Origin of the sequence: Trueperella bonasi, assembly GCF_030811535.1 — a bacterium.
GTDB lineage: Bacteria > Actinomycetota > Actinomycetes > Actinomycetales > Actinomycetaceae > Trueperella > Trueperella bonasi.
The window spans coordinates 185122-209802 of record NZ_JAUSQX010000001.1; the positions used below are offsets into that span (position 1 = coordinate 185122).

At 56.4% G+C, this 24681-nt stretch carries 26 protein-coding genes; 2 read left to right on the forward strand and 24 right to left on the reverse strand.

Annotated elements, in window-relative coordinates:
• The first annotated feature begins 114 nt into the window (after positions 1-114).
• Together J2S70_RS00840 and J2S70_RS00845 are read left to right on the forward strand one after the other, a co-directional pair.
• Entirely contained in the window at positions 115-1065 is a 951-nt protein-coding gene (locus J2S70_RS00840) for a sugar-binding transcriptional regulator (RefSeq protein ID WP_307681857.1), read from the forward strand.
• The gene (locus tag J2S70_RS00845) at positions 1065-2126 is read left to right on the forward strand and encodes an NAD(P)H-dependent glycerol-3-phosphate dehydrogenase (RefSeq protein ID WP_307681858.1); all 1062 of its coding nucleotides are present in this window, start codon (positions 1065-1067) and stop codon (positions 2124-2126) included. The genes J2S70_RS00840 and J2S70_RS00845 overlap by 1 nt, the downstream gene beginning before the upstream one ends.
• A 60-nt stretch (positions 2127-2186) precedes the next feature.
• Here J2S70_RS00845 and J2S70_RS00850 read toward each other — a convergent pair whose 3' ends face one another.
• From J2S70_RS00850 to ybeY, 24 genes are all read right to left on the reverse strand, one after another.
• Positions 2187-2564 carry a carboxymuconolactone decarboxylase family protein gene (locus J2S70_RS00850; RefSeq protein WP_307681859.1) on the reverse strand — a complete coding sequence of 126 codons (378 nt, stop codon included), beginning with the start codon at positions 2562-2564 and terminating at the stop codon, positions 2187-2189.
• A gap of 39 nt (positions 2565-2603) precedes the next feature.
• Entirely contained in the window at positions 2604-5189 is a 2586-nt protein-coding gene (gene pheT, locus J2S70_RS00855) for a phenylalanine--tRNA ligase subunit beta (RefSeq protein ID WP_307681861.1), read from the reverse strand.
• Positions 5189-6274: a phenylalanine--tRNA ligase subunit alpha gene (pheS, locus tag J2S70_RS00860; RefSeq protein WP_307681862.1), complete on the reverse strand. Its 1086-nt coding sequence runs from the start codon at positions 6272-6274 to the stop codon at positions 5189-5191. The genes pheT and pheS overlap by 1 nt, the downstream gene beginning before the upstream one ends.
• 102 nt (positions 6275-6376) lie before the next feature.
• A complete protein-coding gene (locus J2S70_RS00865; protein ID WP_307681863.1) occupies positions 6377-7207 on the reverse strand; it encodes an SGNH/GDSL hydrolase family protein in 831 nt (276 codons plus the stop codon).
• Positions 7208-7216: 9 nt separating this feature from the next.
• On the reverse strand, positions 7217-8050 hold the full coding sequence (locus J2S70_RS00870) for a TrmH family RNA methyltransferase (protein ID WP_307681864.1): 834 nt from the start codon (positions 8048-8050) through the stop codon (positions 7217-7219).
• A gap of 10 nt (positions 8051-8060) precedes the next feature.
• A complete protein-coding gene (locus tag J2S70_RS00875; protein ID WP_307681865.1) occupies positions 8061-8627 on the reverse strand; it encodes a dTDP-4-dehydrorhamnose 3,5-epimerase family protein in 567 nt (188 codons plus the stop codon).
• A gap of 136 nt (positions 8628-8763) precedes the next feature.
• A complete protein-coding gene (gene rplT / locus J2S70_RS00880) occupies positions 8764-9144 on the reverse strand; it encodes a 50S ribosomal protein L20 (RefSeq protein ID WP_307681866.1) in 381 nt (126 codons plus the stop codon).
• A gap of 15 nt (positions 9145-9159) precedes the next feature.
• Positions 9160-9354, reverse strand: coding sequence for a 50S ribosomal protein L35 (gene rpmI, locus J2S70_RS00885; RefSeq protein ID WP_307681867.1), 195 nt, complete (start codon positions 9352-9354; stop codon positions 9160-9162).
• A 58-nt stretch (positions 9355-9412) separates the two neighbouring features.
• A complete protein-coding gene (gene infC / locus J2S70_RS00890) occupies positions 9413-10015 on the reverse strand; it encodes a translation initiation factor IF-3 (protein ID WP_307683345.1) in 603 nt (200 codons plus the stop codon).
• A gap of 217 nt (positions 10016-10232) precedes the next feature.
• Positions 10233-10970, reverse strand: a complete 738-nt coding sequence (locus J2S70_RS00895; protein WP_307681868.1) for an SseB family protein — start codon at positions 10968-10970, stop codon at positions 10233-10235.
• The gene (priA, locus tag J2S70_RS00900; protein ID WP_307681870.1) at positions 10960-11700 is read right to left on the reverse strand and encodes a bifunctional 1-(5-phosphoribosyl)-5-((5-phosphoribosylamino)methylideneamino)imidazole-4-carboxamide isomerase/phosphoribosylanthranilate isomerase PriA; all 741 of its coding nucleotides are present in this window, start codon (positions 11698-11700) and stop codon (positions 10960-10962) included. The genes J2S70_RS00895 and priA overlap by 11 nt, the downstream gene beginning before the upstream one ends.
• Positions 11701-11716: 16 nt before the next feature.
• The gene (locus J2S70_RS00905) at positions 11717-12325 is read right to left on the reverse strand and encodes an imidazole glycerol phosphate synthase subunit HisH (RefSeq protein WP_307681871.1); all 609 of its coding nucleotides are present in this window, start codon (positions 12323-12325) and stop codon (positions 11717-11719) included.
• A complete protein-coding gene (locus tag J2S70_RS00910; protein WP_307681872.1) occupies positions 12322-12846 on the reverse strand; it encodes a hypothetical protein in 525 nt (174 codons plus the stop codon). The genes J2S70_RS00905 and J2S70_RS00910 overlap by 4 nt, the downstream gene beginning before the upstream one ends.
• Entirely contained in the window at positions 12843-13442 is a 600-nt protein-coding gene (hisB, locus tag J2S70_RS00915) for an imidazoleglycerol-phosphate dehydratase HisB (protein ID WP_307681873.1), read from the reverse strand. The genes J2S70_RS00910 and hisB overlap by 4 nt, the downstream gene beginning before the upstream one ends.
• Entirely contained in the window at positions 13439-14551 is a 1113-nt protein-coding gene (locus tag J2S70_RS00920; RefSeq protein WP_307681874.1) for a histidinol-phosphate transaminase, read from the reverse strand. Before J2S70_RS00920 ends, hisB begins: the two co-directional genes overlap by 4 nt.
• Entirely contained in the window at positions 14548-15921 is a 1374-nt protein-coding gene (gene hisD / locus J2S70_RS00925) for a histidinol dehydrogenase (RefSeq protein ID WP_307681875.1), read from the reverse strand. The genes J2S70_RS00920 and hisD overlap by 4 nt, the downstream gene beginning before the upstream one ends.
• Before the next feature lie 212 nt (positions 15922-16133).
• Complete coding sequence (gene uppS / locus J2S70_RS00930) at positions 16134-16874, reverse strand: polyprenyl diphosphate synthase (RefSeq protein WP_307681876.1); 741 nt, start codon at positions 16872-16874, stop codon at positions 16134-16136.
• Positions 16874-17608 carry a DNA repair protein RecO gene (gene recO / locus J2S70_RS00935; protein ID WP_307681877.1) on the reverse strand — a complete coding sequence of 245 codons (735 nt, stop codon included), beginning with the start codon at positions 17606-17608 and terminating at the stop codon, positions 16874-16876. Before recO ends, uppS begins: the two co-directional genes overlap by 1 nt.
• Positions 17609-17662: 54 nt before the next feature.
• Positions 17663-19435 carry a 2-isopropylmalate synthase gene (gene leuA / locus J2S70_RS00940; RefSeq protein ID WP_307681878.1) on the reverse strand — a complete coding sequence of 591 codons (1773 nt, stop codon included), beginning with the start codon at positions 19433-19435 and terminating at the stop codon, positions 17663-17665.
• 216 nt (positions 19436-19651) lie between these two features.
• Entirely contained in the window at positions 19652-20413 is a 762-nt protein-coding gene (locus tag J2S70_RS00945; protein WP_307681879.1) for a PP2C family protein-serine/threonine phosphatase, read from the reverse strand.
• Positions 20414-20494: 81 nt separating this feature from the next.
• Positions 20495-21967, reverse strand: a complete 1473-nt coding sequence (locus J2S70_RS00950; protein ID WP_307681880.1) for an alpha/beta hydrolase family protein — start codon at positions 21965-21967, stop codon at positions 20495-20497.
• Between the two features lie 29 nt (positions 21968-21996).
• Entirely contained in the window at positions 21997-22914 is a 918-nt protein-coding gene (era, locus tag J2S70_RS00955; protein ID WP_307681881.1) for a GTPase Era, read from the reverse strand.
• The gene (locus J2S70_RS00960) at positions 22907-24175 is read right to left on the reverse strand and encodes a hemolysin family protein (RefSeq protein ID WP_307681882.1); all 1269 of its coding nucleotides are present in this window, start codon (positions 24173-24175) and stop codon (positions 22907-22909) included. Before J2S70_RS00960 ends, era begins: the two co-directional genes overlap by 8 nt.
• Positions 24168-24680, reverse strand: a complete 513-nt coding sequence (gene ybeY / locus J2S70_RS00965; RefSeq protein ID WP_307681883.1) for an rRNA maturation RNase YbeY — start codon at positions 24678-24680, stop codon at positions 24168-24170. The genes J2S70_RS00960 and ybeY overlap by 8 nt, the downstream gene beginning before the upstream one ends.
• Between the last annotated feature and the right edge of the window lies 1 nt (position 24681).

The following is a 24681-nucleotide window of genomic DNA, read 5'->3' on the forward strand; positions in this document are numbered from 1 at the left end:
ATGCATGATTCTGAAGACTTGCTCATAGTGAATGTAGCCACGACAGCCGTGCACTTATGAGCAGATTTAGAGCCTTTGGCACACAGAAGTGAGTGCAGGGATGATAATGATGTCATGACGACAGGATCGATAGGCTCCTCCCGAGAAGAACTCATGTTTGAGGCCGCCTACCTGTACTACATGGAAGGTCTCACACAGCAGGCAATCGGAACGAAACTTGGCTACACGCGTTGGACAGTCGGCCGCCTCATTGACGAGGCTCGCCAGACCGGACTCGTCACGATCACAATCAACCACCCGCGCACAAAGACTCACCACCTTGAGCGCCAAATTGCCAAAGAACTCGACGTCCAAGCTATAGTTCTGCCCGGAAACAACACTGACGGTGTAGCCGTAGCAGCCCGAGCGGCCGCCAAACACCTCGTCAACCTCGCCCCTAGAACGCTCGGCGTGTCCTGGGGCCGCACGATGACCGCAATGGCCGGCGCGCTCGACGAAGGCTGGGCAGACGGCGTCGTCGTTTATCAAGCTAATGGAGGCCCCACACACGCCGGAGATAACGAAGTATCTTCCTCAGTTTCCGCAATCGCGCACAAAGGAAACGGAACCGCGCACACCCTCCCCGCGCCAGCACTCGTCGGAAATCCGGACATCGGCCCACACCTGATGGCAGATCCGTCGGTCGCGCACGTGCTTGACGGGGTCAAACGCGCGAATGTGATCTTCTATTCGCCCGGCTCGGTGTCAAAAGAGTCCGTCCTCGTTAAATCGGGGTTCCTCTCACCGCGAAGCATTGATAAAATCCGTGACAGCGGGGCGGTTGGTGAAATCCTCTCGCACTTCGTTGATTCAAACGGAAAGCCGATCTCTGCGGATCTTGAACGCCGCACCATCGCACTCCCCCTCGACGAGTTAGTCAAAGCCAAGCATAAAGTGGCGGTGGCTGGAGAGCCTTCAAAGGCGGCGGCTCTCATCGCAGCAGCCCGCGCCCGCCTTGCTGACATTCTGATCGTTGACACCCCAACAGCCAAAGAAATTATCGAGATCACATCAAAGGAGAAGTAATGGCAACCATCGCAATTCTCGGCGCAGGCATCATGGCCACCGCGCTCACATTCCCACTCACCGAAAACGGCCACAAGGTCAACCTCGTAGGAACACACCTCGACCGCGACATCATCGAATCGATTCAGACGACCGGTATCCATCCCGACCTCGACCTCAAGGTCAACGACAAAGTGGTTGCTTACCAACTTGAAGACGCCGAAGTGGCTTTCGAAGGTGCAGACGTAGCGATGTCAGGTGTCAATTCGTTTGGTGTTCACTGGGCAGGTGAACAATTAGCCAAACTCGTCAAACCCGGCATGAAGGTTCTTATCATCACCAAGGGCATGGAAGCCGACGACGAAGGTAACCTCTACCTACTACCCGAAGTTATGCAACGCTACTTCGATGAAGATCTTAAAAACTCAGTGACGTGGTCGGCGATTGTTGGCCCGTCCATCGCGGGCGAGGTTGCAGTTCACCACGACACCTGCGTTATCTTCGCGGGTGAGGATCAGCAATCCCTCGACTACCTCGCCGATCTTTTCCGCACCGACTACTATCACGTGTGGACATCCACAGACTTTCGCGGCTGCGAGATCGGAGCCGCGACCAAAAACATCTACGCGTTCGCAGCGGGCCTAGGTCAAGGGCTCTTGCGCAAGGAAGACAAGCAAGATGACCGCTATGTACGCCACAACTACAATGCGGCAGTGTTTGGTCAAGGCCAAACCGAACTCCGCCAGTTCATGAGTTTGCTTGGCGGCAAGCCCGAGACGGCAGACGGCCTAGCCGGCGTTGGCGACATGTACGTCACCTCCGCTGGGGGCAGAAATGTTCGCGCCGGCACCTATGTGGGTGAAGGAATCCCGTTTTCCGAGGTTCGCGATTCACTCATGAAAGGAGTCACTCTCGAGGGTGTGAACGCCATTCGCGTTATCGGCGGGGCGCTGGAGCCCTTAACGAAGCGCGGAGTTATCGAACCCGAGGACTTCCCACTGTGCCGTTACCTTTACCAGATCATCGAGCATGACGCTCCACTTGACATGCCGTTCGAGTCCTTTTTTGGCACTATGAAATAACGGTATCAGGCCATAAAAAGAGGCCGGCACGAAGATCACTTCGTGCCGGCACACTTTTTGCTATTTTTCGTCACCAAGGGCGGCGTCCAAACACCGCATTGCTGCGAGCGTTTTTGGTACCCCGATATAAGGCATCAGGTGCACGAAGCATTCGGCGATCTCTTCTGCGGACATGCCGGCGTGATCGTAGGCCGTACGAATATGCCCGGTCAGCTGTGGCTCAACCCCGCCCATCGCAGCCAATGCCGCCATATTCAGGATTTGCCGATCGCGAAGCTCAATCCCCTCGCGCTGATATGTTCCGCCGAAAACCGCTCCGGTTACCCAATCAGAGGGGTTGCCATTGGCATATTTATCGAGCTGACCCTTCCATGAAGCGGTTCCTTGCGGAGTCTGCGTTTGCTGTTCGAAATTTTTACCTTGATCCATGTTGTACATGCGTCCACCATATCTGGCATTTGCGCGCCAACACAGAGATTACGCCCGAAGCTCCGCACCGAATGCCTTAGCTGCAGCTTTGATCACCCTATTTCGAACGGACGTCATCTCCTCGGCGTTCAGCGTATGATCGGAGCGGAAACGCAGTGCAAACGCGAGCGATTTCTTACCCTGGGGTATCTGGTCACCTTCGTAAACGTCGAAAAGATGCACGTCTTCTAGCAGGGCGCCGGCTGAATCCTTGATAACGTTGGCAACCGCGGCGGCTGTCGTCGTCTCATCGACGACAAGCGCAATGTCTTCCTTGGCGGCAGGCGTGGTCAACACCGGATGGATCGAAATTGGATCCGCTCCGCGGGCCTCGACTAAACGATCGACGTCGAATTCGAACGCGATTGACCGAGCAGGAAGCTCGAACGCTTTGCATACCCGCGGATCGAGCTCTCCGGCATAGCCGATGATTTTCTTCCCCAGGGTCACCGCTGCGCACCGGCCCGGATGGAATGGGGCACGCTCCGCATTCTTGACGGCTAAGTCGAGATCGATCGTGCGCCCAGCCGTCTTCACCGCTTCAATCGCGTCACGCCAGTCCCACATTTGCGCGGCAAATCCTGCAACGCTTTGGGTAGCCGTAGGAATTGCGACCCCAGCAACATGGTGTGGCTGAGCCGGAATCGAACGCAACATGGACGAGAGCTCTTCATCGTTTGGACGCCGCCCAACTCCTGGAGTTTGACCGGCTTGAGCGCCGCTCGGGCGAGTTACAAGGCCCGCCTCAAAAATCGCCACGCTCGGGTTCCCACGAGCAACATTCATGCGCGCGGTTTCTAATAGTGAATCAAGGAGCGAGGTTCGCATATAGGGCGCATCGTCCTGTAACGGATTGGCCAAGCGAATCGTGATCCGGCGGTCATCGTCGTCAGAAATTCCCTGCTTGTTGAATGTTTCGGCAGAAATAAACGGATAGGAAAGCACTTCGGTCCACCCCTGTTCCGATAGTGCACGGCCGATATCTCGGCGATTGCGCTGAGCCGCCGTCAATCCCTCCCCAGCAGGAGCGCTAGGCAAGCTCGAATCGATCTCGTCATAACCGACCAGCCGAGCGATTTCCTCTACGTAATGTGCCGGACCAGTAAGGTCAGGGCGCCACGTAGGGGGCGTTAGGGCCAGAAGGTGCGCTTGGTTACCGTCCCCCACTTGGCAGCCAATTTTCTCGAGTATCTCGGTGATTTCCCCGGGGCTGAGAGCGAGGCCGGTGAGCCTTTCCACCTCGCTGACGTCGAAAATAATCGACGACGGCGCCCGGGTTTCGTTGTAGTCGAAGTTCGCCTCGTCAGCAGTTCCGCCGCCGTATTCGACGAGGAGGTCGACAACCCGTTGCGCGGCTACGGGCGCCACATTCGGATCGACTCCGCGTTCAAAGCGTTTAGAAGCCTCCGATGGCAACCGATGCTTGCGTGCCATTCTGGCAACGGAAACCTGATCGAAATGCGCGGCCTCGATCATGACGTTCGTCGTCTCATCGGTGATTTCCGTATCAAATCCACCCATGGTACCTGCAAGCCCGATCACACGAGCTCCCTCGCCACCTTCAGAATCGGAGATCACAAGATCATCCCCGCTGAGTTGACGTTCCTGTTCATCGAGCGTGATCAACGTTTCGCCGTCGCGGGCCCGGCGCACCACGATCGGTGCAACAAGCTTATCGAGATCGTAAGCGTGCAAAGGCTGGCCCAAATCCAACATGACGTAATTAGTCGCATCAACGGCAAGCGAGATTGGCCGCATGCCAGCTGCAGTCAGGCGTTCTTGCATCCACTTCGGACTTGGCGCATGCGGGTCAACGTCACGAACGATTCGAGTGACGAAGCGGTCGCAACCGGGCACACCGTGGATCGGTGCCGAATCAGCAACCTTCACGGGGACACCCTTACCGTTCACTTCGGGCACGCCGGCTGGCAGGTTTTCTTCAAGGCCGCGGTCAATGAACTCGGCACCGGTTGAGTGCGAATATTCACGCGCGACACCACGCATCGCGAAACAGTAACCGCGATCGGGCGTGACGTTAATTTCGAGGATTTCCCCGGCAAGTCCGAGGTAGTCCAAAATGTCTTCACCGACCTCGGGCAGACCCTTCTTTGCCGCCTCTTCGCCGGAACGAGCTAGCACGATAATTCCCGAGTGGTCATCGCCAAGCCCAAGCTCGCGCTCGGAACAAATCATGCCATCGGACACGTGGCCGTACGTTTTGCGTGCCGAAATCTGAAAATCACCGGGAAGAATCGCGCCAGGTAGCGACACGACGACGTAATCGCCAACCTCGTAATTGTGCGCGCCACAAACGATCCCCCGCGAGGCGATATCAGCGCTTTCTTTACCCTCGCCGGGCGCATCGTTGTGAGCGCCGACGTCGACGCGGGAATAGTTGATCGTCTTGCCGTTCGACTGCTCTTCCTTGACAGTGGACAAAATCTTGCCCACGACGATTGGGCCTGACACTCCAGATCGGTGAATTTCTTCCTCTTCGAGGCCAACCTTGACCAAGTCCGCTGCGAGTTGTTCTGCAGTTAAGTCTGCGGGCACCGCGACGTGGTCAGCGAGCCAATCAATTGGAATCCTTGGCATTATGCGCCCCTTCCCGTGCTACCGAACTGAGTGGAGAATCGAACATCGCCTTCGACCATATCGCGCATGTCATCGATTGAGTTACGTAGCATGAGCGTGCGTTCGATTCCCATTCCGAAGGCAAACCCGGTGTACTCATCAGGGTCAATGCCGTTGTTTTCGAGCACTGCCGGATTAACCATGCCGCAGCCACCCCATTCGATCCACCCGGCGCCGCCCTTCTTTTGCGGGAACCACAGGTCCATTTCGGCGGAGGGTTCGGTGAAGGGGAAGAACGACGGGCGTAGGCGCGTCTTAGCTTCGGGGCCAAACATAGATTTCGCGAAGTGATCCAGCGAGCCCTTCAAGTGTTCCATCGTGAGGCCCTTATCGACTGCCAGTCCTTCGATCTGGTGAAAGACCGGCGTGTGCGTAGCATCGAGCGCGTCGGTACGGAAGACTTTACCTGGGCACACAATGTAGATCGGCGGCTCGTTGTCGAGCATAACGCGCGATTGTACGGGAGACGTGTGGGTACGAAGTACCAGGCCGGTGGTATCGGCAATGCGTTCGATCTTTTCCGCGCCGACCCGCTCCACGCCGTCGACATAGAAGGTATCTTGCATTTGGCGTGCCGGATGGTCAGGCCCGAAATTTAACGAATCGAAATTAAACCACTCATGTTCAAGCTCGGGACCCTCTGCAACCGTCCAGCCCATCGCCATGAAAACATCCGAAATATCTTCCATCAGCACCGGAAGCGGATGGCGTGCACCTCGCGGATTACGGCGCGTGGGAACAGTGACGTCAACGCGTTCTTCCCGAAGCACGCGAGCCTGATCTTCGGCCTCCAGCCGCTGGGTTGCTTGGGCAAGCGCCGCTTGGATTTCTTTGCGTGCTCTCCCAAGAAGTTTGCCTGCACTCGGCTTGTCCGCCTTGTCGAGGTTGCGGATTTGCATATTGGCATGCGTGATCGGTGCATTATCGCCACTGTGTGCGAGGCGAACCTTTTTCAGTTCATCGAGGCTTGCCGCTGCTGAAAATGCCGCTTTTGCGTTTTCAACTGCTTGAGCAATCCCAGCCTCGTCGAGTGGATTGAGAGTCATGTTTACCTTTCCATTGCCCGGCAAGGCTCTTGCCTGCCAAGTCCCGGTCATAGTCTAATCAACTGTGAGGCGCGGGGCGATTTACATCCAGTGTGCGGTCGATCAACCATTCAAGTATTCGTGGCTGATCGGCCCGGACCACGGATCAAGGTGTGCAACCTCAATCGGTTCACAATTGTGAACCGCGGATATCTTGTCTACGAATTTTTGCGCCCAAACCTCGTACCAGCGGGAATTGGGGTGGAACATATCTGCGGCGTGATATTTGAACATGTAGGTGGATAGTGGCATGTTCTTCGAGGTTGTGCGGATATCGACGAGGTGATGTCCGTGCGCTCGCACCTGTGATTCGATGATCTGCGAAAATGCCGCTGCCCGCGCTTCGGCTGGGAGAATTCCAAAGGAGGGTATATTCAACACGAAGCTGCCAGATGGTAAGAGCTGCGCGATTGACCGATAGTCGCGTTCGAAGGAGTCGGCACTTACCCACGTTTGGCCAACGTCGTTACTGCCGATATCGAGCGTCACGACGTCGGGTACGATCGGCTCTCCTGCAATTCGCAGGCCCGAAAGCTGGGAGATCTGTGTTCCAAGAACAGACTGCACTGTACCGCCAGAAAGGGATAGATTGAGCAGAGCCACGTCCCTGCCCGTCACGTCGGCTAGCGCTTTGGCAACGATTGGAACGTAACCTTCGACGATCATTTTTGCGCCGAGGCCCTGCGCCGCCGAATCACCCAACGCTACATAGATCAGTGGTAGCTGATCTCCGTTGCGGGAGCGAAGATCAAGCTCCCTGACCGTGGCAATCAGATGCCGTTCCCAATATCTTCGAAACGGAGAATTTTGCCTTCGCGCAGTTCCCGTTTGGTGTACAAGGGTTGCGCTAGCAACACCTGCCGCAGCGGCTCCCAATGCTTGTGGAATACCCATGGCGTTAGCTTAACGGCTGGCGCGTTGCGCGTTCGCACTCGTGTAAATGCACAGGCTTGTCGCCACTGCGGCGTTCAAAGACTCAGCTTGCCCCCACATCGGGATACTGATCGCATGGTCGGCAAGAGCTTGTTGCCTAGCGGTGAAGCCGCGCGCTTCATTGCCCACGAGCCACATTGTTCGCGCGGATAGGTCAGGCGCGTGCCCCGACGGCGCTCCGTGTGCCAATTCAAAAAGATCGAGGTCTGCACCGCCATCCGCCAGCAGAATTTGACAGCCCCTATCACGTGCCAGATCAGCGGTTTGTGCAGGATCTATTCCAGTCAAAATTGGCAGGTGGAACACGGAGCCTACGGAAGCCCGGATTACCTTGGGATTAAAGAGCTCCACGCTTCCCGCGCCGATCAATACGCCATCCGCGCCGGCGGCATCCGCTGTCCGAATAACAGTGCCAAGATTTCCGGGGTCAGCCGATTCGACAAGGCACACCACAAGGCGCGGACCGGTAGAAAAGAAGTCCGTGATGCTCGGCTCAGCTGGTTTGTCAATAACAGCTAGCCAGCCTTGAGCATCCGTACTCAACCCCGAAAATATTTCCGGTTCAACAACATGCGTGTATGGATCGAGCTGTTGAACAAGCGCCTCAAGATCAGGATGTTGTATTAAACCTTCGCAGGTGACGTAAATGTCGCGAATGGCCCTGGGCCGACATCGCAAAAGTTCGCGAACGGTTTGCGGCCCCTCAATGAGTGCCTGCCCGTAGCGCTCTCGATTGCGCCGCTCGTGCAGCCCTTCAACTTTCGCAATTTGGCCCGTGCGCTCTGTTACGTATTTGCGTGGCACTGTCTAGTTCCTACAGCTCTTGATCTAAGGTGAGCTCTGAAAGCCGGGGCGCGTTCAAATCTTTCTCTGAGATCATTGCACGGTTATTCGTATCCACTGGGACCGGCCAGTTGATTCCCAGTTCGGGGTCTAGTGGCGCCAATGCCGAACCCGGCATGCCCGGCCGCCATTCGCGGTCGAAGAAATACAGGTATTCGGTGTTATTTTCCAGCGCCTGAAACCCATTGCACACTCCCTGGGGCACCAGAACCATGACGCCAGGCGTGATATCGACCGTGACAACCTGCCCGTACGTCGTCGACCCTTGGCGAATATCTACATATGCACCGAAAGCCCCACCGGTAACCACGGTGACGAGCTTCGTCATTGCTTCGGCATGTAGCCCGCGGAGCCCGCCTCTGTGTGTGAGCGTGTTATTCGCCTGCTCGAACTCGAAGACAATACCGTGCTCTTTCAGCCACGATCGGCGTACGAGTTCACGGATGGTTCCCCGTTCATCGGTAACCTGTTTTGGCGTAATCACGACGAGCCCGGCGATATCCGTGGTTGTTATAGCGGGTTCGATGATGTCAACCATACGATTTCCTATCCAGGCTTGGAGCCAGCTTGTTGGGATGCTAGAACGGCCCCACTCTACCAGCTTGCAGATGTAGCAAAGTGGGCGGAGGACTAGCTTTGGAGTCCTCCGCCCACTTGCGGTTTAACCTTGCGCGCTAAGCGGCGGGCGCGTTGATGTCCTCGGGAAGGGCATTCTTCGCGGTCTCAACGAGGGCCGCGAATGCGGCCGGATCGTTGACGGCGAGCTCAGCGAGCATGCGACGATCGACTTCGACGCCGGCTAGCTTGAGACCCTGCATAAAACGCGAGTAGACCATGCCGTTCTGGCGAGCTGCCGCGTTAATACGCTGGATCCACAACTTCCGGAACTCGTTCTTGCGGACCTTGCGATCACGGTAGTTGTAGACGAAAGAGTGTGTAACCTGCTCTTTGGCCTTACGGTACAAACGTGAGCGCTGGCCGCGGTAACCCTTGGCACGATCGAGAGTGGTATTGCGCTTCTTGCGCGAGTTAACGGCATTCTTTACGCGAGCCATCTTATGAACCTCCTACTACAGGCCAAGCATGCGCTTGACGGGCTTGACATCGGCCTTGGCGACAGGCTGATCTGACGACAGGCGGCGGGTCCGACGTGAAGACTTGTGTTCGAGCAGGTGGCGCTTGCCTGCCTGCTGGCGCATGAGCTTGCCGCTTCCGGTCACACGGAAGCGTTTCTTGGCACCCGAATGGGTTTTCATCTTTGCCATTGATTTTCCCTCTGTTCCTAGCCGCAAACGCGGCTTTTACGCTCCGAAGGAGCAAAATTTACTTCGTCTCAGATGCTGTTTCGGCTTCTTCGGCCTTGCGGCGTTCGTGCTCAGCTTCGCGGCGACGCCGCTGATCCGACTTCGTCTGTGCCTTTCGCCGAATTGGCGCGAGGACCATCACCATGTTTCTTCCATCGACGCGCGGCGCTGATTCCACTGTGGAATTTTCTGCCGTGTCGTTCGCGATCCGTTCCATAAGCCGAACACCCATCTCGGGCCGGAGCTGTTCTCGGCCTTTGAAGCGGAGCTGGATCTTAACCTTGTCTCCGTGGTCAAGGAACTTCTTGGCGTTGTTCACCTTGGTCTCGTAGTCGTGCTTCTCAATTTTCAGGCTGATGCGAATTTCCTTGAGTTGCGCATTGGCCTGGTTGCGGCGCGCTTCACGCGCCTTTTGAGCGGCTTCGTACTTGTATTTGCCGTAATCCATCAGCTTTGCAACCGGTGGATTCGCGTTGGGCGCCACCTCGACAAGATCGAGATTAGCTTCCTCGGCAAGACGCAGGGCGTCTTTAACACGCACAACACCGACCTGCTCACCGCTAGGCCCGACTAGACGTACCTCGGAAACGGTAATTCGATCGTTGACTCTTGGCTCGTTGATATCGGCTCCTCTTCATCCTTCGACGTGCAATGCGCACGGAGGTCCAGAGGATACACGGACTCTAGCCGTCTTCACTCTTTAACCCGGTCCCCTATAAGGAAACACAAGGTGGGATTTCTCCGCTTGCATCCCGGCATCTGCCGGTTGTGGTCGAAAGAAGACTTTACCACTACACCGCGCTTGATTCTATGTGGAATCACGTGTATCGGCACACGTTTTACGTTTTGGTATCCAGCGAACGGTGTACGGGTCTGATTTCGACGACGTCGAGACGCGCCTTGATATAGGCGTCGGTAGCCATCATAGCGGACACGGTGTGGACGATATCCATGACGGCCTGTCTGGTTGCATGGGCGTCCAAGTGCAGCTCAACAACAGCTCTTCCGTGCGGCCCGGGCTCGATTTTCACTCTCTCCAGTTCGGGAAAACCTCCGTCAATCGCATTCGCCATTCGATCGATGATTTCTCGGTCTCGCCACGGCGGAGTCCATCCTGCGCCCGAGGCAAGTGCCACCGTCGCAGACCTTCCCAGCCACGTCATGGCGGGCGAACCTTCGTCCAAGGTAAGAACACCATCACCGTGACGAAGCGCAGCAACTGCTACCCGCTTCACGTCAACGGGAACCGGTCTGGCGCTCGCGTTCCAGGCCCGCAACGAATCGACGCTGGAGAAGATCGGTAGTGCTTTGCGCCCACCCGGAAATTCCACAGTGACAAGATCCTCTCCGCCACACGCCAAGGGATCACGCTCAGGCGCAACATGGACCGCCACTGAGCCATCAGCTTCTCGCCCTGGGTGGGCGTGCGGAAGGACTGGCACGAGAACGCGCCCGAGGGCTTTAACTATCGCGCCTGTCCGTAAGCTTTCTGGCTGCTCAAAGGCCCGGGCGAGCTCGATGCTGATCGCGCCGTCGTCGTGTGCATAAGGATTGGGCGCGAAACGCCTATCGCGCATCGCCGTCGGCAATCTCCAAGGCCTGCGGTAGCGTAAATTTACCGGCGTAAAGCGCCTTACCAACGATCGCGCCCTCCACACCGATGTCCGTTAACGTTCGAAGAGCAGCGATATCCTCCAGCTTGGACACGCCACCGGAAGCAACGATCGGGCGATCGGTACGCTCGCACACCTTACGCATCAGCTCGAGGTTGGGGCCGGTTAGCATGCCATCGGTTTTCACATCGGTGACCACGTATCGTCTGCACCCGTCGTCGTTAAGCCGATCGAGTGTTTCCCACAGATTGCCGCCGTCCTTGGTCCAACCGCGAGCCGAAAGGGTTTCGCCGCGCACGTCCAAACCAACGGCCACTTTCTCGCCGTATTCTCTGATTGCAAAGCGGGTCCATTCCGGATCTTCTAAGGCGGCCGTGCCCAGGTTGACGCGCGTGGCACCGGCGCTAATAGCGCGCTCCAAGGATTCACTGTCGCGGATACCGCCCGAAAGTTCGATCTTCACTCCGCCCTGATTTTTAATGATTGCGGCCAGCAGATCGTAGTTAGATCCACGCCCAAAAGCTGCGTCAAGGTCGACGAGGTGAATCCATTCGGCGCCCTGTTCGACGAATTCCGCCACGGCCCGCTCCGGGTCTCCATATACCTGCTCGGTTCCTGCCTCGCCCTGGTTGAGGCGAACAGCTTTCCCGTCGACGACGTCGACTGCGGGAAGTAACTCTAGACGCTTACTCATGGTGTCCTTTCTCGGGCTAACACGTTGCTAGCCAATTGCGCAGGAGTTCCAGCCCTGCATCTGCTGATCTTTCTGGATGAAATTGAGTTGCCATCAGTGGCCCGTATTCTAGTGCGGCGACGATAGGCGATTCACACTCGCAAAAGGCTACCAGTGGCGGGTCGAAAAGCTCCTCCGTGAGCTCGGCAGCCGGATCGCTGTGGACTGCGTGCGCGTGCTCAAAATAAAACTGCTGATCTTCTATGCCTTCAAATAGCACGGATTCGCAGGGCGCTTTTACGCGCGCCCACTGGGTGCGAGGTGCAGGCAACGTCTCAACGATCCCCGGTATTTGCGCGAGTCCTTCGGCCGCGGGTTCGGTGCTCCGCTCGAACATCGCGTGCATTCCGGTGCCGATACCTAGAACTGGCCGCCCGCCGGCGATGCGGCGTTCGATCATTCGGTCTGCACGCATTGCTTTAAGCTTTTCCATCGTAGTATCCATCGGCGCACCAGTATCTAGGATGAGTCCGTTTGCTTCACGTAGGAACTCGGGATCGCTTGTTACCAAAACGTCCGCACCCAAACTCCGCAGGGCCTGGGTAAGCGTTGCGCTATCTTGACCGAGGTCTACGACTGCGATCATTCCTCGTCTTTCTTTACTCCAAGGTACTTTGCTACGTCGTCGATGGTCAGATCTGCGGTTGCAATCGCATGCGTGGCAAGATCAATATCGCCAACGATTAACTGCTCAACTTTCAGATCTACCGCGTTCAACAACAGTCCAGCCTGTACTTCTTCTGAACGCTTTCCACTCAGATATCTCACGGCTGTCACAACACCGGAAACGCCGGATTCGCCGCCGACGTCGTCGCCTAGTTCGGCGCTAAGTAGCACGACGCCGTAATTGGATAATTCGGAAAGTGGGCCCGCGATATTATCCGGATTGTCCGACGGATCTTCTGTTTCGGTTTGCCCTTCAGGTTCTCCACCAAGTAATTCGGCGATATCCCAATCGCTAAATTCTGGCTTTTTAACATCGCGCACGACGCACACACCTGATTTGGTACCGATGACATGGGCTTCGATGCCGCGCAACCGCAGCGTTCCAGCCACAATTTCAGGCCGGGCGAACGGCGTGAGAACCACGTAACGCGTCTTGCTCACAGGGCACCTTTCGTGGATGGTACGCCATCAACCCGTGGGTCTTTTTCAACTGCGGTGCGAAGCGCACGGGCCAGCGCCTTAAATTGGGCCTCGACGATGTGGTGCGGGTCGCGGCCGTATACCAGTTCAATGTGCAGGCAGATATCTGCGTTTAGCGCAAAGGATTCGAACACGTGCCTAGTCATAGACCCGGTGAAGTGCCCACCGATCAGGTGGTACTCCTGCCCTTCGGGCTCTCCGCGGTGAACCACGTAGGCGCGGCCGGAAACATCGACGACAGCACGGGCCAAAGATTCATCGAGCGGCACAAGCGCGTCACCAAAACGCGCGATCCCGCGCTTATCCCCCAGTGCGATCTTCAGCGCTTGGCCAAGGCAAATGGCGGTGTCTTCAACCGTGTGGTGTACATCGACTTCGACGTCGCCCTCGGCCTCGATCGTCATATCGATAAGCGAATGCTTCGACAGCGCCGTGAGCATGTGATCGTAGAATGGCACTCCCGTGCTGATTACGGATTTACCAGTACCGTCAAGATCTATTTCTACCTTGACTGTCGATTCCGCAGTTGTTCGCTCGACTTTTCCGACTCGGCTCATTTCATGGCCTCCTTCAGCCCGGTAACAAACGCCTCATTTTCATGCGGCGTACCAATACTCACACGAAGCCAGCCATCTGGCCCAACTTCGCGAATTAAAATCCCTTGATCAAGCAGTCTTTGCCATATTTTGTGGCGATCTGTAAAAGTGCCGAACATGATGAAGTTTGCGTCCGAAGTAGCCACCTCGAGCCCCATTTTTTCGAGTGATTGGGATAGGTGATCGCGATCAGTCCGAATCTGGTTGACTTGTTTCATCAATGAATCGCGGTGGGAAAGCGCGCCAAGGGCAGCTGCTTGGCTGACTGCGGACAGGTGATAGGGCAGCCGTACGATCCGCACCGAGTCGACGATCTCTTGACTTGCCGCCATGTAGCCAAGGCGCAGGCCGGCAGCGCCGAATGCCTTGGACATTGTGCGTGTAACGATAAGGTTCGGATACTCTGCCAAAAGCTCGAGTGCACTTGGCACGCCGTCGCGCCTGAATTCTCCGTACGCCTCGTCCACAACGACGATCGCATCGGTTACCCGTCCACCCACCTCGGGGCCGCAGCCGATGCTCGCATCTAAGATCTTTCGCAATTCGGCTTGTTCTATCGCGGTTCCAGTGGGATTGTTCGGCGAAGCGATAAGAACCACCGATGGCTTGTGGTCCGCAAATATACTCGGCGCTTCGGCGATGTTAATGCTGAAATCATCTCCGCGAGGAATCTCTACAAAGTCCGAGTACACATTGCGCGCGTACTCCTGATACATCGAATACGAGGGAGAAAAGGTCAATACGGTACGAGCCGGGCCGGCAAAGGCTTGGAGGATCTGGAGCATGATCTCGTTTGATCCGTTGGCCGCCCAGACCTGGCTTGCCGGAACCGCAACTCCTGATTCGGCCGCCAAATATTTTGCGAGGCCTTCCTTCAGTTCCGTGAATTCGCGATCGGGATACCTGTTGAGATTAGCGCTGGCGCTAGCCACTCGCCTCGCAATCTCGTCAATAACTTTCGATTCGGGCGGGTAGGGATTTTCGTTCGTGTTGAGCACTACAGACACCTGAAGTTGCGGCGCGCCGTAAGGTTCTTGGCCGATAAATTCTTCGCGTAACGGGAGGGTCATTGTTCCTCCACGTTCTTCTCACGCTGCCCACCGTGTCGATAGTTACCAGTGCGTATGGCGAGGGCATCGCCGTGGGCGGGAAGGTCCTCATCGTTGGCAAGGGCCGTGAGCGGGCCTTCCATCCCTGCCATTGCCTCGCTGGTGTATTCGATTTCCTGCACTGACTTGATATAGGCCATCACGTTGAGCCCGGCTGCAAACCGTGCGGTTCCACCTGTAGGCAAGACGTGATTTGAGCCAGCCATGTAATCACCGAGCGGAACCGGTGTGTAAGGACCAACAAAAATAGCCCCGGCGTTGCGGATGCGCTTGGCATCATAGGCGGCATTTTCGGTGTGGATTTCCAAGTGTTCTGCGGCGTAGGCGTTGGCGACGTCGATTGCCGCGTCTAGGTTATCTACGAGCACGATGCCCGACTGCGGTCCGCTAAGTGCGGTTCTGACGCGCTCGGAGTGCTTGGTCATTTTCGCCTGTGCCACGATTGCAGCCTCACAAGTATCTGCAAATTCTTCAGAGTGTGTGATCAGTACCGAGGCCGCTGCCGGATCGTGTTCAGCCTGCGAAAGAAGATCTGCGGCCACGTAGTCAGGGTTCGCCTGTTGGTCAGCAATGATGGCGATCTCGGTGGTCCCAGCTTCGGCATCGATACCGACGACGCCGTGCACGGCCCGCTTTGCTGCCGCAACGTAAATGTTGCCTGGGCCGGTCACCACATCTACCGGTTCACACAACACGTACGGGTCTGAGGTTCCAGGTTCGCCCTCGGCGCCGTAGGCAAACATCGCGATCGCTTGAGCTCCCCCAACCGCATAAACCTCGCTAATGCCGAGGAGCTTACAGGCGGCCAAGATGGTCGGATGGGGAAGGCCACCGAACTCTTTTTGCGGAGGTGAAGCAAGCGCGACGTCCTCGACTCCCGCGCATTGCGCCGCAACCGCATTATGGATGACGGAAGAGGGATAGACGGCCAAGCCGCCGGGAACGTAGAGCCCGACACGCTGGACGGGTATCCACCGTTGGCGTACCACTCCCCCTGGAACAATTTCCGTTTGGGTTTCGACCGGTAGCTGTGCCTTGTGGCCGGCGCGATTATGTTCAATCGACAGCAAAAGAGCTTCGCGAAGCTCGTCGCTTAAATCTGCTTCGGCACGGTCAAGCTCTTCTTGCGGCACACGCAGATGCTCTGGGCGTACCCCGTCGAAGGTCTCAGCTAACGAACGTAGCGCACTGGCCCCTTCGGCTCGGACGCGATCAATAATCGGGCGCACGGACTCGAGAGCGGCATCGATATCAACTTGTGCGCGCGGCAGGCGATCGGTGAGTTCTGCGCGCGTTAAGTTGCTTCCGCGAAGATCAAGACGTTGGAACATGCCTTATATTCTACGCGCTGCCAAAGATTCCCGCGTAGGCGCCCAGGTGCCGGGCACCGAAGCGGGGGCACGTGGACGCTCGAAAACGTCGTATAGGTCAGGAGATGCGTAAAAGTGATGAGTCTGAGCGTTCACATCGATGCTCGAGCCGAAAAAGACGTTTTTTCGAGTGGAAATACGCACCCCCTCGAGTAGACCCTTATCTTCAGCGTTTATATCTGCGGGTCAGCGACGGCGTCACGTGCTCCCCCGAACCTACGGTTCCGGCCGGAATACTGCTCGAGGCATCTCCAAAGCGAATGCCGATCGAATTCCGGCCATGCCTCGTCAACGAAGATGAGTTCCGCGTAGGGCGATTCCCACAGCAAAAAATTCGAGGTGCGCTGCTCACCTCCGGTTCGGATAAACAAATCGACATCCGGCAGATCCGGCTGGTACATGTACTGGCCCAGCAGATCCGGATTAATTTGGGAAGGGTGCACCAGTCCGCGTTTGACATCTTCCGCAAGACGGGCAGCGGCATCGGCAATTTCTGCCCGCCCGCCGTAATTGACGCAGAAATTCAACGTGATGGTCGAGTTGTGGCGAGTAAGACGCTCTGCTTCCTTAAGTTCTTTGAGAACTGAACCCCACAGGCGTGCTTGGCGCCCTGACCATAAGATCCGCACTCCCCATGAATTCAGTTCATCGCGACGCCGCCGAATGACCTCGCGAGAATAGCCCATGAGAAAGGAAACCTCACGCGGTGATCGCTTCCAATTTTCTGTGGAAAAGGCGTAGACGGACAAAACTGAGACGCCGGATTCGATCGCTCCCGCAATGACGTCCATAAGGGCATCTTCGCCTGCTTTATGCCCTTCGGTTCGTGGAAGCCCGCGGGCATTTGCCCACCTGCCATTGCCGTCCATCACAATTGCCACGTGTAGCCCGTGGCCGCTTCGAACCGAGTCCATCACGCCCCCTCATCTACGCTCACTAGGCGTAACGACTTCACTTTGGTTTCCAGTTGCCATTGGACAAACGCGGAGATGACGGGGCCGGCGGATTTCCTAGCCGCAACATCGGCACGATCAACGATTTTCCAGTCACCCTCGTTGAGCGCGCCGATAAGCTGCCACGTATCTACAGTTGGGATGGTCGAGCCGGGCGGGCGACAATCGTCACACACCGCGCCTCCGGATGGAACGTGCAATGCCTCGTGCGGGCCGGGCACACCGCAGATCGCACATTCAAAGATGGCTAGCTCCCAACCAGACAGCGCCATCGCACGGAGCATGTAGGAACCCAGAACGAGATCCGGCGTGTGCTTACCAGTTGCTGCCGCGTGGAGTGCGCCGTGAAGTAACTGGAACTGCTCGAGATCCGGGTCATCACCAGTGAGTCGATCGGCGAGCTCTAACATGGCCGAGGCCGCAGTGTAAGCATCGTAATTCGTTGATAGTGTTCGGCCGTATTGGTTGCGCGATTCGACCTGGGTGATGGTATCCAAATTCCGCCCCTTGTACAGCTGAATATCGACCAGAGCAAACGGCTCCACTCTCGCTCCAAAGCGTGACTTCGTACGTCGCACACCCTTGGCAACCGCGCGGATCTTACCGTGCCCGCGCGAGAGCATAGTGATAATGCGGTCGGCTTCACCCAAATCGTGTTGGCGGAGCACGATGGCATCATCACGGTAGGTCTTCACCGGGCTATTATTTCACTTTCGCAGGCAAAACCGGTGAGGCGAATCCGCACAGCGTTAGCGAAGCGCCCGGTTTACCGCTGAGATAATCGCCTTGAACCCGGAGGTCATTGTGGACGGATCGATCCCCACGCCCCACAGTACCTGGCCGTTAACGTCACATTCGACGTACGAGGCCGCCGTCGCGTCCCCGCCCTCAGAAAGAGCGTGCTCGGCGTAGTCGAGAACGTCCACGTCCAGGTCGAATTCTTGAAGCGCCTTCGTAAAAGCGTCAATCGGTCCATTGCCCCGAGAGGCCACCGTGTGGTCGACGTCGGAACCATCGTCGCGGCGCTCCGACAGAGTCACGGTCAACACAGTTTCCTTGCCTTGATCTTCGGTGGTTGCAGTAATACCGCGAAGGGTGAAACGCCCCCAGGGTTTCAAGCCCTCAGCATGGGTATATGGGAGATATTCGTCAGTAAAAATCTTCCACAACTCGTCCGCGGTTACCTCACCGCCCACCAAATCCGTCCGGTGCTGGACGAGATTGGAAACCTCGACTTGCAGGCGCCTCGGCAGGTCAAGGTGGCGCGTCGACGATAGTAGATACGCAACACCGCCCTTGCCCGACTGCGAGTTCACGCGAACAACAGCCTCGTAGGTTCCGCCAACGTCCATTGGATCAATCGGCAGATAGGGCAGTTCCCACACGACGGCGTTTTCGTCGCCACCCGCCTCGGCCACCTTCTTCGCCCGATCGGCAAAGCCCTTCTTAATCGCATCCTGATGCGAACCTGAGAAGGAGGTATACACGAGATCGCCACCGTACGGTGCACGTGCGGGCACTTCCATGCCCGTGCAATACTCGACAACGCTACGAATCTTGGGCAAGTTTGAAAAGTCCAGTTGCGGATCGATGCCATCCGAGAACAAGTTCAAAGCCACAGTTATCAGATCAACATTGCCTGTTCGCTCGCCCTGCCCAAACAGGCATCCTTCAACACGATCGACGCCGGCCAGCATCGCGAGTTCCGTGGTCGCCACTCCCGTACCCCGATCGTTGTGATTGTGAGCGGAAAGGGCAATGAACTCGCGCCGGGAAAGATTGCGGCTCATCCACTCGATCTGATCGGCGTAAACATTGGGAGTCGAACGTTCTACAGTGGTTGGAAGATTCAAGATAATCTCCCGATCCGGTCCGGGCTCCCACACGTCCATGACGGCCTCGCACACCTCGAGTGCGAAATCGAGCTCGGTATCAACGAAAATTTCGGGCGAATACTCAAAGCCCGCCACAGTCTCATCTCCGAAGGACTTTTCCATGTACGCAACAAGCTCTTGCGTTCCCGAAATGGCCAGCTGCTTAATCTGCTCCTTATCCATGCGGAAAACGACGTCACGGAAAACTGGCGCAGTTGCGTTGTACAAGTGCACGGTTGCACGTGGCAAGCCCTGCAGGGCATCGACAGTTCGGTGAATGATGTCCGGCCGAGACTGCGTAAGCACCGAGATTGTTACGTCCGCGGGAACGGCGTCGTCGTCAACTAGTGAACGCACAAAATCAAAGTCCGCCTTCGAAGCCGCTGGGAAACCGACCTCAATCTCCTTGATCCCGATTTCCACCAACAGATCAAATAGTTTTCGTTTCCGATCGGGATCCATCGGATCGATAAGTGCCTGATTACCATCGCGTAAATCGGTTGACAGCCAGCGCGGCGCCTTCGTGATCCGGTTATTTGGCCACGTGCGATCGGGCAGACTTACAGGGTTCGTGTCAAGAAAGTGCCGGTACTTCGAAATTGGCATATGTGAGGGCAGTTGACGATGACCAAAGCCTTCAGTTTTCATTTAAATTCTCCCAGTCATAAGGCGGATTTTACAGATAGCTAACACAGATACCCGCGGGGAGGTGTCAGCAGCTGACCTCGCCGCGGCAACTAAGGAGAAGCGCCATGTGCATAAGGCTAGACTACTCGCGATTTTCGATTTGTCACACCAGATGCCCACCTAGTGGGCGGATAACACTGACAAATCCGCACGGCTAAGTATCCGCATGTGCTCGCGTTAGTTCTCAATCTCAATAAGCACGATGGAAATATTGTCCTTTCCACCCTCGTCCAAAGCGGCCGATAAGAGCTCTTTCGCAATCTGCTCAACGCCGTGCGTCGTGCGGAAGATGCCCTCCATACGTTCATCTAATAGTTCATCACTGAGCCCGTCAGAACACAGCATCACCAAATCTCCGGCGCGAAGCTCAACTTCGGAAAATTCGACGTCCGGCGGACCATAGGTACCAATAGCACGAGTGATGATATTGCGATGGGGATGATGATGAGCGTCCCGTTCCAATATTTCACACATGTCAACCATCTCCTGAACGAGCGAGTGGTCACGAGTTAACCGCGTCAAAATCTCGTTACGATACCTGTACAGGCGCGAGTCGCCCACGTGAAAAACTAGCGGATTTTCACCCAGGTGCAGACCCACTACGGTGCTCCCCGCAGCGTGGCCAAAGTCGAGAATCTGCTTCGAGCCCTCCGAGTTATAAACGCTGTCAACATGTCTTTCAATGGCTCGCGCCGCTTCGGTGAGCGCTTCCGTAATCGTGGACTTTCTGGTCTCAAAGTCGGCAGTTTCCAGCTCATCGGCAGTGCTTGCCAGCGCCTCTACAACGAACTCAGCGGCGGCATCACCAAGAGAATGCCCGCCCATTCCGTCGGCAATCACAAAAAGTTGATCCGACACGTGCAGTCGATCTTCGTTGCGCTCTCGAACTAGCCCGGCATCGGTGACCGTGACCGTTTGTATAGCGAGTTTGTCTACCATAGGCCCACTCTCTTTTTAATCGAGCACCATCCTACGCTCGTAACGGAGGTTTCGGGAGATTGGAAGTGCCGACGGTGCTTCCTATGGGGTCAGCGGACTCGGGTACACGCCCCAATATGCCAGTGCAAATAACAAGAGCACCTGCCCGCAAAGCAGCACGCGTAGGTTTGCACCTGCTTCGCGCGTCAACATCGGCGTGTCCGCCCATGTGCGACCTGCGCGCACCAATAAGAAAACCGCCCCCAAAGACAGCAGTTGAATACCTAGCCAGCCACCTTGCACAACCCAGCGGTTTGTTTCGTAAGACAGGGCAAGATTCGCAATCGCTATCACGTATCCCAGGAACGCGAGCCACGAGAGAATAACCATGGCAGCGCTTGCCACCATCGGCCTGCCCACGCCGCGGTAAGTTTGCTGATGTCCGAGAATCGGCAACCGCCCAACCGTCGTCATTGCGGCACCGATAACTACGAGCAGTACGCCCGCCGCTAACAGGGTAATCATCGCGTCGCCCGACCCGAACCATCGCGGGGTATCAATCGTTTGTGCAATATAGTCTTGGCGAGGTTGGGCGCCCGCTACCTGATTGCTCATCTGCACCGAACTGGGCAAATCATTAATAAAATCGGCGATATCTTGATATGGATCTTGCTGCAGTTCACCATTGATCCGTAGCCCGTGATCGGCATTTTCGTAATAGCGCAATACCAGATCGGTATTTTCAGCCTTTGCGAGGTCTTCTGCCAGCATGATTGGGCCTTGAACGATAGGCATGGAAAGATCATTCGTCCCGTAGGCCATGAATACCGGCTGCGTGATTTGCCTGTGGTAGGGGCTTGGATCGAAGTTGGCATAAAGAAAATTGCCGTCAGCGATCGCGCCGGATATTAGGCGCGGTATCGCACTGTAAATCTGATCGGGAACTCCCAATTGGCGCAAGTACGTAACGGCCGCGAGCGCCCCCTGCTCGCGGATCGGCATAACGGGATCTGATACCAGAATGAGGAATGAGGCACGCTGATCTCGCACCACTGAAATGGGTGCGATTAGCGCTCCCTCAGACTCGGCGTAATAGCCAACGTCACGCCGGTAAACGGAGGGCTGTTCCCGCAACCAATCGGCGACGGCGTGATAACCCTCAGCAAGTGCTTGATAGTCGCGGGAAAGCGCGGTGTAGCTTTCCGTCATCTTGTCTGGAACCGCGGTCACAATCCCGGCAGAGGCAAGCCAAGTCGCATGCTGCTTGAATGCCTGGTGGGTAGACGTACCGGTTCCGTGAAGTAGCACGACGCCGGGGCGCTGTCCGTCAACCCCCTCCGGCTTGCGAAGAGTGACTTTGAGGGGTTGACCCTGCGGGCCCGTAATTTCATGGACGGATTCGGTCACCGTATACGTTCCCACGTCGGGCGTGGGAATTGCTGTACTGATGTGGGTGGACGTCGTCGTTGGAACAATCAGGTTAGTCATTGGTTGCGGAGACCAACCCGGCCCTGCCCACACTCCCCACGTGCCCAAAATGAGTACGGTGACAAGCCAGATGACGACCAGTGGCATTCGCCGCCGCCCCGTCTCCTTTGCCGCGTTCAAAATCCAAGTCGCCCCAACATTTTCGGATCACGTTGCCATTCTTTGGCTACCTTCACATGCAGGTCAAGATACACGGGCTGGCCAAGCAGACGCTCAATATTTTCGCGCGCCTGCTTACCGACTCGTTTCAATCGCTGCCCGCCCTTACCTATCACGATACCTTTTTGCGATGGTCGTTCAACGAACATGTGCGCGCTAATTGCCATCACAGGCGGGCGATCATCGCCCTCTTTACGTGGCCGTTCAACCATTTCTTCAACGAGGACGGCGATCGAGTGCGGCAGTTCTTCGCGCACTCCCACGAGAGCTGCTTCGCGGATCAGTTCGGCGATGCGTTCTTCTTCGCTTTCATCGGTGATCATGTCCTTGGGATACAGCGGCGGACTTTGTGGCATGCGCTCGATGAGCAGATCTGCAAGTAGCGTCACCTGATCGCCAGCGACGGCTGAGACCGGAACTATCTCAGCAAATTCGTACATGTCAGAAACTTCGATAATCCGCTCGGCCAGCACGTCCCGATTCACTTTGTCTGTTTTAGTGAGCACGGCAAAGATGGGGGCATTTGTTTTTTTGACCGAGTCGAGAATGAACCGGTCACCTGGACCTGCCGGTTCGTCGGCTGGCATGCACAGCACGACCGCGTCGACGCCGGATAGAGCCTCGCCGACCATGTCGTTGAGGCGTTCGCCCAACAGGGTTCGCGGGCGATGCACGCCGGGGGTATCAACGAGGATAAGTTGGCCATCGTCCCGATGCACAATTCCTCGGATCACGCGGCGAGTTGTTTCCGGCTGGTCGGCGGTGATTGCGATCTTCGTGCCGACCATGGCATTCATGAGGGTCGATTTTCCGGCGTTTGGTCTGCCGACGACAGACACGAAGCCCGCGCGGTAATCTTCTGGGTATTCACTCATCGTCGCTACCTTCTTCTTCGGGCTCTGCCTTTTGAACGATCACGGTGGATAGCCTCTTCTTACGGCCACCAAATCGATCGGCCGTGAGCGACAGGCCGCCAGTTTCCGTTTCGGATCCACGGATTGGTATGCGTCCCAAGCTTTTCGTTAGGAGGCCGCCGACCGTATCGACGTCGTCGTCTTCGAAATCGATCCCGAAAAGTTCAACGAGGTCGTCGATAGGCAACCTGGCCGGAACGCGATAAACCCCCGGGGATAATTCTTCAACCTCGGGTTGGGCGCGATCGTGTTCATCGACCATTTCGCCGACGATTTCTTCCACGATGTCTTCGATCGTGACCATACCGGCGATACCGCCGTACTCATCGACAGCGAACGCGATGTGGTTTTGGCTCTTTTGCATGAATTCCAACAGTTCGTCAGCAAGCATAAATTCGGGCACGAACTGCGCCTCACGCATGACGTTAGATGCCACGAGCCCATCCGTGTCGGTTCTGCGGTGCGTGCGCCGGATAACGTCCTTCAGGTAAAGAACACCTCGCAGGTCATCTACGCTCTCCCCCGTGACGGGGATTCGCGAAAATCCGGAACGAGTAAAGAGCGAAAGTGCACGATCCAAGGTTTCGTCAGCGTCGATGGTGACCATGTCAGTTCGCGGAATCATCACTTCGCGAATAATCGTGTCTGACAGTTCAAAAATGTTTTGCAGCATTGAACGCTCATCTTCTTCAAGCACTTCAGATTCGGATACTCGCTCCACCATGACCTGAAGTTCTCGTTCGTCACGAGATTCGCGTTCGTCGTCGTCCGGTTCCCTGCGGGTCACAAAAATTGAGCCGACTCGCGTAAGCGGCCAAACGAACCAGCCCGTCTTATCCAACACTTTCAAAGAATGCTTACGCCCCAACTGCGCAGGCAGGACCAGCGCGGTGAGCATAAACAGGACCGTGGCCACGACGAGCGTGATCAGCCATACGCTCCACAGTGCGTGCACGTAATCGGCAACGAAACTACTCACCCCAAGGGCGACAGCCATGACGAAGAAATTTCGGAAAGCTGACACGGAAGCGAGCGCGGCCGGCCGCCGGTCGTAGATCTGGTTGATCCGTGCCGCTCGCGCGTCTTGGTCGGGTAGCTGTTTGATCCGCATCCGCGAAACGGAATTCAATGCTTGCACGATAATCCCGGCCAACACGGCGAGCACGAGTGCAATTATCGTGACAACCGCGACGAATACGGGAGAAACTTCAGCTTCAATCACTGCTAACCTCCGGTGCGACGTCGTCGATATCGCCCGAGCCCGCATCGTGCGGCTTGCGGGCTAAGAAAGTGAGAAGGAGACGGCGTTGCAGATCAAACATTTCTTTCTTTTCGGCTTCTTCCGCGTGATCGTAGCCAAGGAGGTGCAATATTCCGTGGGTGAGCAAGAGCAAGATCTCTTCCATAGTCGCGTGCCCTGATTCAAGGGCCTGGCGGGCAGCAACGGCCGGGCAGATGACAATATCGCCCAGCATCCCAGGTTGCGGCTCTGCGCCCGGCGGCGCAGGCCGTAATTCATCCATGGGGAAGGAAAGCACGTCTGTTGGACCTGGAAGATCCATCCACTGCTCGTGCAACACTTCCATCTGATTCTCGTCAACAAGCAGGATCGACAAGTCTGCCTGCGGATGGACCCGCATTTCATCTAAGACGTACGTGGCGAGTGCTGAAAGCTCATTAATTCCCACCGCCGGCTCAAAACCAGATTCGTCATTAACTTCAATCATG